Origin of the sequence: Shigella sp. FC1544, from assembly GCF_001722145.1 — a bacterium.
GTDB lineage: Bacteria > Pseudomonadota > Gammaproteobacteria > Enterobacterales > Enterobacteriaceae > Escherichia > Escherichia coli.
In genome coordinates this window covers 1-8,270 of record NZ_MECT01000078.1, presented here as the reverse complement: position 1 = coordinate 8,270, position 8,270 = coordinate 1, and the positions used below count along the sequence as shown (strand labels likewise).

Here is an 8,270-nt window from a genome sequence, read left to right as displayed (position 1 = left end):
ACGGTTGTGGCGCACGTCTTCGGTGAACGCACTCTGGCCACACTGGAGCGTCTTCTGAGCCTGCTGTCGGCCTTTGAGGTCGTGGTATGGATGACGGATGGCTGGCCGCTGTATGAATCACGCCTGAAGGGAAAGCTGCACGTTATCAGCAAGCGTTACACTCAGCGCATTGAGCGACATAATCTGAATCTGAGACAACATCTGGCAAGGCTGGGACGGAAGTCACTGTCGTTCTCAAAATCGGTGGAGCTGCATGACAAGGTCATCGGGCATTATCTGAACATAAAACACTATCAGTAAGTTGGAGTCATTACCTGCACGCACTATGTAATAACTTCTCCCACTGGCCTGGAACAACTGAACTTATTGAACTATGTTAGAAAATACGCCAGTTTAAGTATCTGCCTGAACTGGCAAGGTTAAGCACAATGATATATCGGCGCGTATTCCGTTGCATAAGTGTGCAAAAAAAGTGGAAGACGTATCGAGATTTGTGCGTCTGATCGAGACATGTTTAAAAATGGCTTGCCATAATTAACGTTGTATGTGATAACAGATTTCGGGTTAAACGAGGTACAGTTCTGTTTATGTGTGGCATTTTCAGTAAAGAAGTCCTGAGTAAACACGTTGATGTTGAATACCGCTTCTCTGCCGAGCCTTATATTGGTGCCTCATGCAGTAATGTGTCAGTTCTATCTATGTTATGCCTGCGGGCGAAGAAAACAATCTAAGGAATTTTTCAAATGGCAAAGATTAAAGGTCAGGTTAAGTGGTTCAACGAGTCTAAAGGTTTTGGCTTCATTACTCCGGCTGATGGCAGCAAAGACGTGTTCGTACACTTCTCCGCTATCCAGGGTAATGGCTTCAAAACTCTGGCTGAAGGTCAGAACGTTGAGTTCGAAATTCAGGACGGCCAGAAAGGTCCGGCAGCTGTTAACGTAACAGCTATCTGATCGAATCCACTGATCTGAAGTGTGAATACGCTTCAATCTCGCTATAAAGCCTCGTCGAATGCGAGGCTTTTTACTATGCTTTATCTTCGCTCCTGGCGTTCGGATATTTGCCCGCCGCGTGATTCGCGTTACACTTGCGGCCTTTAGTATCCTGCCGGAGTTGTAATGTCTTTTTCCTGTCCACTTTGCCATCAGCCTCTTTCGCGTGAAAAAAACAGCTATATCTGTCCCCAGCGACATCAGTTTGATATGGCGAAAGAAGGGTATGTCAATCTGCTGCCCGTTCAGCATAAACGGTCTCGTGATCCGGGCGACAGCGCGGAAATGATGCAAGCACGCCGCGCATTCTTAGATGCCGGACATTATCAGCCGCTGCGTTATGCAATTGTCGCCCAACTGAGGGAACGGCTTGATGATAAGGCCACGGCGGTGCTGGATATTGGCTGTGGTGAAGGGTATTACACACACGCATTTGCCGATGCGTTGCCCGAAATCACCACGTGTGGTCTGGATGTTTCGAAGGTAGCGATAAAAGCGGCGGCGAAACGCTATCCGCAGGTCACTTTTTGTGTCGCTTCCAGCCACCGTTTGCCGTTTTCCGATACCAGTATGGACGCCATAATACGTATTTACGCGCCGTGTAAAGCAGAAGAATTAGCACGAGTAGTGAAGCCCGGCGGCTGGGTCATTACTGCCACGCCGGGACCGCGACATTTGATGGAGCTGAAGGGGCTGATTTACAATGAAGTACATCTTCATGCACCTCATGCAGAACAACTGGAAGGTTTTACATTACAGCAGAGTGCGGAGTTGTGTTATCCGATGCGTCTTCGCGGTGATGAAGCCGTCGCATTATTGCAGATGACGCCGTTTGCCTGGCGTGCGAAGCCAGAAGTCTGGCAAACACTGGCAGCAAAAGAAGTGTTCGACTGCCAGACGGACTTTAATATTCACCTCTGGCAGCGTTCTTATTAACCGTGGAAGTGCGTCCAGAGGATCTGGACGCCGATGCCGATCAGTACCAGCCCGCCGAGAATTTCCGCTTTTTTCCCAATAATTGAGCCGATAAAGCGACCAACCATCATCCCTAATGTTGACATAATCAAGGTTGCACAACCAATGGCCAATGCGGTCGCGATAATGTTGACCTGCAGGAAAGCAAGACCAACACCCACAGCCATGGCATCCAGGCTGGTGGCAATCGCGGTGGTTACCAGTAGCCAGAAACCGTGTCGACGGCGCGGCTCTTCATCTTCATCATCTGCGCCACGAAAACCCTCAATAATCATTCGCCCGCCGAGGAATATCAGCAGCACAAACGCAATCCAGTGGTTCCATTCAAGGACAAACCGGCTGGCTAACATGCCCATTCCCCAGCCGATCAGCGGCGTCAGGGTTTCGACGGCACCAAAAATAAGGCCGGTTCGCAATGCTTCAGAAAATTTCGGTTTATGGAGGGTGGCACCTTTACCGATTGATGCAGCAAATGCATCCATCGACATACCAAACGCAAGAAGAACAGTAGCAGTGATATTCATGACAATGTCCTGACCGGGGTATCCATAAAACACATCATCGCCCCCAGCAAACATGCATACATGAACAACAAGCCGTGATGGTTTTCGCGTTCATGCAGGCATAGCGATTGATGTGCATATGGTCTCGCCTGACTGAAAGTATTCAGTCCGTACGTGCCACGTTTTGCAACGAGTATGTTGACACGTACATTTCCGGAATCTGGAAATCGGCTACTCCCCAAATGAGGGCGCAACCTTAACATATTTTGAGAATATAAAACAACTGTTGGAATATATTATTTCATTGCTTTATTGATAACGAATTCATTTAGATTTATATATCAATGAAACGTTAAAATAAATAACAAATAAGGGAAGAGGTAATATAGCCTAAGCTATGTCTGATTATTAAAAATACACTAAACATAGCTTTGGCTAAATTCATAACTTATTGAGTTGAAACGATAAGCTTATAAATTTTTTCCAGATTGTCGATATTTCGAACGCGGATTAACAGCCGACGCTGTTCTAATTGCATCACCAACACGCCATCTTCCGACAAGTTCATCGCTTTGATTCGGCTATATTCAATCCAGACATTGGCGAAGAAAAAACCTTTTTGTTTAAAGATGATCTTCGGAACGCGGATCCAGAATATATAAAAACCCATCAGAGCCAGTGCGCTTAATAACCATGTCGTTATTAACGCACCATGATTCGTGACGTTGTTATAGATAAGAATGACAATCAATCCGACGAAGATAACGCTATCGATGCGACCACGCCGGAGCAAAGGAATTGCCAGCAGGGTGGGGCCGTTACGGCGGGGCATGATGAACTGATCGTAGATCGCGAAGGCCAGGAGTGCGGCGATGAAAAGAATCAGTACCAGGTCCGTGATTGTCATTAATCCTCCAGATAAAAAAACGGGGCCAAAAGGCCCCGGTAGTGTACAACAGTCTTACAGTCCCAGCAGGCCGCAAGCGTAACCAGCGATACCGATGACGAAGAAGCCAACGATGATCCACAGCGGGTTAACTTTTTTGCGCAGTAGCCACATACAAGCAAAGGTCAGCAGCAGTGGTACCAGGCCTGGCATTAACTGGTCCAGAATAGTCTGGACAGTAGTAACGTGTTCTTTGCCCGTCTGGTCAGTAATGCGAGAGACAACCAGCGGGATGTTGACATGTGTCCACTTGTTAACCAATGCCCCCATGACAAACAGGCCGAGGATAGACGCCCCTTCCGTCAGTTTTTGCAGGAAGCCACCACCCATATCTTTAACGATATCGATACCTTTGGAGTAACCATACGCTACGCCGTAGTAACGGGTTGCCAGACGCACCAGGTTAAACAGGATGAAGAACAGCAGCGGACCTAACAGGCTGCCGCTCATCGCGATACCGGCACCCAGTGCTGCAAATACCGGACGTACGGTTCCCCAGAAGATCGGGTCGCCTACACCAGCCAGCGGCCCCATCAAACCGACTTTGATACCGTTGATAGCACCGTCGTCGATCTCTGCGCCATTAGCACGCTGTTCTTCCAGCGCCAGGGTTACGCCGAGAATCGGCGCAGCCACGAACGGCTGGGTGTTAAAGAACTCCAGGTGACGGCGAATAGCTTGTTTACGAGCTTCGTTGTTCTCAGGGTAGAGGCGACGAATTGCCGGTACCATAGAGAAGCAGAAACCCAGTGCCTGCATACGTTCGAAGTTCCATGAACCCTGGAAGAGGTTAGAACGCAGGAAGACGCCACGAATATCACTTTGAGTGAGTTTTTTCTCGGTGGTAGTTTGAGTTGTATCAACCATTTCGCTCACCTGTTAGTCCAGTTCGTTATCGAGATCGTTGTTACCAGCAGCCTGAGCAGGCGCACCGGCTACGCGGTTGTATTTCGGGCTAAGTTGGATGTAGAGCACTGCCATAACAGTACCGATCACACCCAGAGCAACCAGGTTAAAGTTGGTGAATGCTGCGGTTACGAAGCCGAGGTAGAAGAACGGCATCAGGTAGCCAGCACGCATCATGTTGATAACCATCGCATAACCAACCACCACGATCATGCCACCGGCGATATTCAGACCATTGGTCACCACTTCCGGAATCGCATTCAGCATGTTCTGTACTTCGCTGGTACCAACAGACAGCGCAACGATGACGGCCGGAATAGCCACACGCATTGCTTGCAGGAACAGAGAAGAAACGTGGATCCAGGAAATCGCTGTCAGGTTGCCGTTATCAGCAGCCTTATCCGCAGCGTGCTGGAAAGCAACGGTAATAGTACGAACGATGATGGTCAGTACCTGGCCCGCAGCGGCCAGAGGGATTGCCAGTGCGATACCTGCACCAATGCTCTGATGACCTGCGATAACCAGAATGGTAGAAATGATAGAAGCCAGAGCGGCGTCAGGCGCAACTGCAGCACCGATGTTCATCCAGCCCAGCGCGATCATTTCCAGCGTACCACCGATAATAATACCGGTTTTCATATCCCCAAGAACGATACCCACCAGGGTACACGCGATTAGCGGACGGTGAAACTGAAATTCATCGAGGATTGATCCCATACCTGCGATACAGGCTACGATAAATACCAGCACAATTTGAAGAGTGGTAATCTCCATTGTACTTCTCCTGTTTACGTAAGACTTAAGTGTGAAAACTGAGTGATAATCAACACAATACGTTACTTATCGATTTTGCTGATCAGATCCATCATTTTCAGTTTCGGATCGGTGGAAACCTTACGGACTTCCAGCTCAATACCGCGCGCATTCAGTTTCTTGAACGCCTCGATATCTTTTTCATCAACCGAAACCGCGTTATTCACCTGGGTTTTACCTTGACGGAATGCCATACCACCGACGTTAACAGAGGTGATTTTCACGCCGCCTTCAACGAGACGCTCTACATCTGTTGGGTTGGTAAATAACAGCATTACGCGTTCGCCAGCATATTTCGGGTTGTTGTAGACGCGAATCATTTTGGCAACATCAACTACGTGTGCTGTTACGCCCGGAGGTGCAACCTGGGTGAGCAGTGTCTTACGAACGGTATCCGCAGCCACTTCATCACTAACAACAATAATACGGGAGACATTGGTTTCTTTGGTCCAGCGGGTGGCGACCTGACCGTGAATCAGACGGTCGTCGATACGCGCAAGGCCAATAACCATGTAGTCGTTTGGCCCCATTGGTTTTGCCGGAGTTGGAGCCGCTTTTGGTGCTGCGGCAGCGGGTGCTGGCGCGGCTTTTTCAACCGGTTTGGCTTTCAGTGCTTTCACGCCTTCACGGCCTGTTTCTACTGCCAGCGCAACCAGTTCATCAAAGCTTGGGTCATCATCACGAGCCATTAACGTTTCCACGAGCATTGGAATGTTAACGCCTGCAATGACTTCATAATGCTCTTTGTCGACGACAATGCGGCTGGCAGCATTGAACGGGCTGCCTCCCCATGTATCAACGAGAAACAGCACGCCTTTAGTGGTGTCGAGTTTTGCCAACTGAGCGTTGTACTTTTCAATCAGCGTTTCGGCATTTTCACCTGGAACGAAATCGATCCAGCCGACGTTTTCCTGCTCGCCTAACAGCATTTCTGCCGTTTTAAGCAACTGCTCTGCAGCCCAACCATGTGTGCCTATAACAATAGCAATGGTCACTTGCTACCTCCTTTATTATCGTTAACACCTCAACGTGCCAGATGTATTTTTGAATCGTCGTCCACAATCGAATCGATTCAGATAAGGGCTACAACCAAAAACCCCTGCGTTTCGCGATTTATTTTAGATATCGAAAAAATTATTTTATGTGATGAAGATCCGTAATTTAACTTTCGATTAGCAGAAATTTCGAAAGGTAAAATATCCTTGTCACATTCGTTTGCAAAGGAAGGTAAATCTTTGCCAAATCAGAGGCGTCTCTGATATGTTTAACTCCCGTTTAACAACCATGGAGTATAGGGCAGTAGCCCGCAGTATGGATCGTCACCGACGTCATTTCAGCATCAGGCCTTTTAACGCCTGCCTTTCTGGCACTCTATGCCGCACCTTTCGTTTGCATTTTGTCGTTACGCCTGCATTATTTCTGGCGTCGAATAGCTATTCCTTAAGCAGGAGCTTGTCATGGAATTCTTAATGGACCCCTCAATTTGGGCGGGGCTACTCACGCTTGTTGTTCTCGAAATTGTGCTGGGTATCGATAACCTGGTCTTCATCGCCATTCTTGCTGACAAACTGCCGCCAAAACAACGCGATAAAGCGCGTTTGCTGGGGTTATCACTGGCGCTGATTATGCGTCTGGGGCTGCTGTCGCTGATTTCATGGATGGTCACGCTGACCAAACCGCTATTTACCGTCATGGATTTCTCCTTCTCCGGACGCGACCTGATTATGTTGTTCGGGGGGATATTCTTGCTGTTCAAAGCAACAACCGAACTGCATGAACGGCTGGAAAACCGCGATCATGATTCCGGCCACGGTAAAGGCTACGCCAGTTTCTGGGTGGTCGTCACACAGATTGTCATCCTTGACGCCGTCTTCTCGTTGGATGCGGTAATTACTGCAGTAGGGATGGTTAACCATCTGCCGGTGATGATGGCGGCGGTAGTGATTGCGATGGCGGTTATGTTGCTGGCATCCAAACCGCTGACGCGATTCGTTAACCAGCACCCCACGGTGGTGGTGCTCTGTCTGAGCTTCCTGTTAATGATTGGTCTGAGTCTGGTGGCAGAAGGTTTCGGTTTCCACATTCCGAAAGGTTACCTGTATGCCGCGATTGGCTTCTCGATCATCATCGAAGTGTTTAACCAGATTGCGCGTCGCAACTTTATTCGCCACCAGTCGACTTTGCCGCTGCGAGCGCGTACTGCCGATGCAATCCTGCGTTTGATGGGCGGGAAACGTCAGGCCAATGTTCAGCACGATGCCGATAACCCGATGCCGATGCCGATCCCGGAAGGTGCATTTGCCGAAGAAGAACGTTACATGATTAACGGCGTACTGACGCTGGCGTCGCGTTCTCTGCGCGGGATCATGACGCCGCGCGGTGAAATAAGCTGGGTTGACGCTAATCTCGGGGTCGATGAAATCCGCGAGCAACTGCTCTCTTCACCGCACAGTCTGTTCCCGGTATGTCGCGGTGAACTGGATGAAATCATCGGTATTGTACGTGCTAAAGAACTGCTGGTGGCGCTGGAAGAGGGCGTTGATGTGGCGGCGATTGCTTCGGCGTCTCCGGCGATTATCGTCCCGGAAACCCTCGATCCGATCAACCTGTTGGGCGTGCTGCGTCGTGCTCGCGGGAGCTTTGTTATCGTGACCAACGAGTTTGGTGTGGTACAAGGTCTGGTCACGCCGCTGGATGTGCTGGAAGCCATTGCGGGTGAATTCCCGGACGCTGACGAAACGCCGGAAATCATTACTGATGGTGACGGCTGGCTGGTAAAAGGCGGTACAGATTTGCATGCCTTGCAGCAGGCGCTTGATGTTGAGCACCTTGCCGATGACGATGATATCGCGACGGTCGCGGGCCTCGTGATCTCGGCAAATGGTCACATTCCCCGTGTGGGCGATGTGATTGATGTAGGGCCACTGCATATCACCATCATTGAAGCCAATGATTATCGTGTTGATCTGGTTCGCATTGTTAAAGAGCAACCGGCGCACGATGAAGATGAGTAAGGCAGTATGACTTTCCGTGAGACAGATGCTGGCCAACGTGGGATATTTAACGCGGGTTAACATCGTTGTCAGAGCCGCATGGGTGAGCTGTTGCTACACCCCGGTATTTCCACCACGGAGG

Annotated in this window: 10 protein-coding genes and 1 pseudogene; 6 read left to right on the top strand and 5 right to left on the bottom strand. The window is 49.5% G+C overall.

Features of this window, described 5'->3' with window-relative positions:
- From BGK49_RS05875 to rlmA, 4 genes and pseudogenes are all read left to right on the top strand, one after another.
- A pseudogene (locus tag BGK49_RS05875) lies at nt 1–300 on the top strand (IS1-like element IS1X2 family transposase); the annotation flags it as partial.
- A gap of 287 nt (nt 301–587) precedes the next feature.
- Nucleotides 588–731: a DUF2627 domain-containing protein gene (locus BGK49_RS05865; protein ID WP_001295496.1), complete on the top strand. Its 144-nt coding sequence runs from the start codon at nt 588–590 to the stop codon at nt 729–731.
- Nucleotides 732–743: 12 nt separating this feature from the next.
- Nucleotides 744–953: a transcription antiterminator/RNA stability regulator CspE gene (gene cspE, locus BGK49_RS05860; RefSeq protein ID WP_001062678.1), complete on the top strand. Its 210-nt coding sequence runs from the start codon at nt 744–746 to the stop codon at nt 951–953.
- A gap of 165 nt (nt 954–1,118) precedes the next feature.
- Nucleotides 1,119–1,928, top strand: coding sequence for a 23S rRNA (guanine(745)-N(1))-methyltransferase (gene rlmA, locus BGK49_RS05855; protein ID WP_069375706.1), 810 nt, complete (start codon nt 1,119–1,121; stop codon nt 1,926–1,928).
- On the opposite strand, the gene mntP is transcribed toward rlmA, so the two are convergent.
- The 5 genes from mntP to manX all read right to left on the bottom strand — a co-directional run bounded on the left by mntP (nt 1,925) and on the right by manX (nt 6,130).
- The gene (mntP, locus tag BGK49_RS05850; RefSeq protein ID WP_001296134.1) at nt 1,925–2,491 is read right to left on the bottom strand and encodes a manganese efflux pump MntP; all 567 of its coding nucleotides are present in this window, start codon (nt 2,489–2,491) and stop codon (nt 1,925–1,927) included. The genes rlmA and mntP overlap by 4 nt on opposite strands.
- Before the next feature lie 427 nt (nt 2,492–2,918).
- Nucleotides 2,919–3,377 carry a DUF986 family protein gene (locus BGK49_RS05840; RefSeq protein WP_000156259.1) on the bottom strand — a complete coding sequence of 153 codons (459 nt, stop codon included), beginning with the start codon at nt 3,375–3,377 and terminating at the stop codon, nt 2,919–2,921.
- Nucleotides 3,378–3,431: 54 nt separating this feature from the next.
- Complete coding sequence (manZ, locus tag BGK49_RS05835) at nt 3,432–4,283, bottom strand: PTS mannose transporter subunit IID (protein WP_000228655.1); 852 nt, start codon at nt 4,281–4,283, stop codon at nt 3,432–3,434.
- Between the two features lie 12 nt (nt 4,284–4,295).
- Nucleotides 4,296–5,096 carry a PTS mannose transporter subunit IIC gene (gene manY / locus BGK49_RS05830; protein ID WP_000406926.1) on the bottom strand — a complete coding sequence of 267 codons (801 nt, stop codon included), beginning with the start codon at nt 5,094–5,096 and terminating at the stop codon, nt 4,296–4,298.
- Nucleotides 5,097–5,158: 62 nt separating this feature from the next.
- Nucleotides 5,159–6,130: a PTS mannose transporter subunit IIAB gene (gene manX / locus BGK49_RS05825; RefSeq protein ID WP_000150543.1), complete on the bottom strand. Its 972-nt coding sequence runs from the start codon at nt 6,128–6,130 to the stop codon at nt 5,159–5,161.
- A gap of 316 nt (nt 6,131–6,446) precedes the next feature.
- On the opposite strand from manX, the gene BGK49_RS31395 reads away from it, so the two are divergent.
- Entirely contained in the window at nt 6,447–6,605 is a 159-nt protein-coding gene (locus BGK49_RS31395) for a protein YoaL (protein ID WP_001327808.1), read from the top strand.
- Entirely contained in the window at nt 6,593–8,149 is a 1,557-nt protein-coding gene (gene yoaE, locus BGK49_RS05815; RefSeq protein ID WP_000394983.1) for a CNNM family cation transport protein YoaE, read from the top strand. The genes BGK49_RS31395 and yoaE overlap by 13 nt, the downstream gene beginning before the upstream one ends.
- Nucleotides 8,150–8,270 lie beyond the last annotated feature (121 nt).

What these genes read in the sequence shown, in the direction of transcription:
- BGK49_RS05865 (WP_001295496.1), top strand. Translation starts at nt 588, where the DNA reads ATGTGTGGCATTTTCAGTAAAGAAGTCCTGAGTAAACACGTTGATGTT.
- cspE (WP_001062678.1), top strand. Translation starts at nt 744, where the DNA reads ATGGCAAAGATTAAAGGTCAGGTTAAGTGGTTCAACGAGTCTAAAGGT.
- rlmA (WP_069375706.1), top strand. Translation starts at nt 1,119, where the DNA reads ATGTCTTTTTCCTGTCCACTTTGCCATCAGCCTCTTTCGCGTGAAAAA.
- mntP (WP_001296134.1), bottom strand. Translation starts at nt 2,491, where the DNA reads ATGAATATCACTGCTACTGTTCTTCTTGCGTTTGGTATGTCGATGGAT.
- BGK49_RS05840 (WP_000156259.1), bottom strand. Translation starts at nt 3,377, where the DNA reads ATGACAATCACGGACCTGGTACTGATTCTTTTCATCGCCGCACTCCTG.
- manZ (WP_000228655.1), bottom strand. Translation starts at nt 4,283, where the DNA reads ATGGTTGATACAACTCAAACTACCACCGAGAAAAAACTCACTCAAAGT.
- manY (WP_000406926.1), bottom strand. Translation starts at nt 5,096, where the DNA reads ATGGAGATTACCACTCTTCAAATTGTGCTGGTATTTATCGTAGCCTGT.
- BGK49_RS31395 (WP_001327808.1), top strand. Translation starts at nt 6,447, where the DNA reads ATGGATCGTCACCGACGTCATTTCAGCATCAGGCCTTTTAACGCCTGC.
- yoaE (WP_000394983.1), top strand. Translation starts at nt 6,593, where the DNA reads ATGGAATTCTTAATGGACCCCTCAATTTGGGCGGGGCTACTCACGCTT.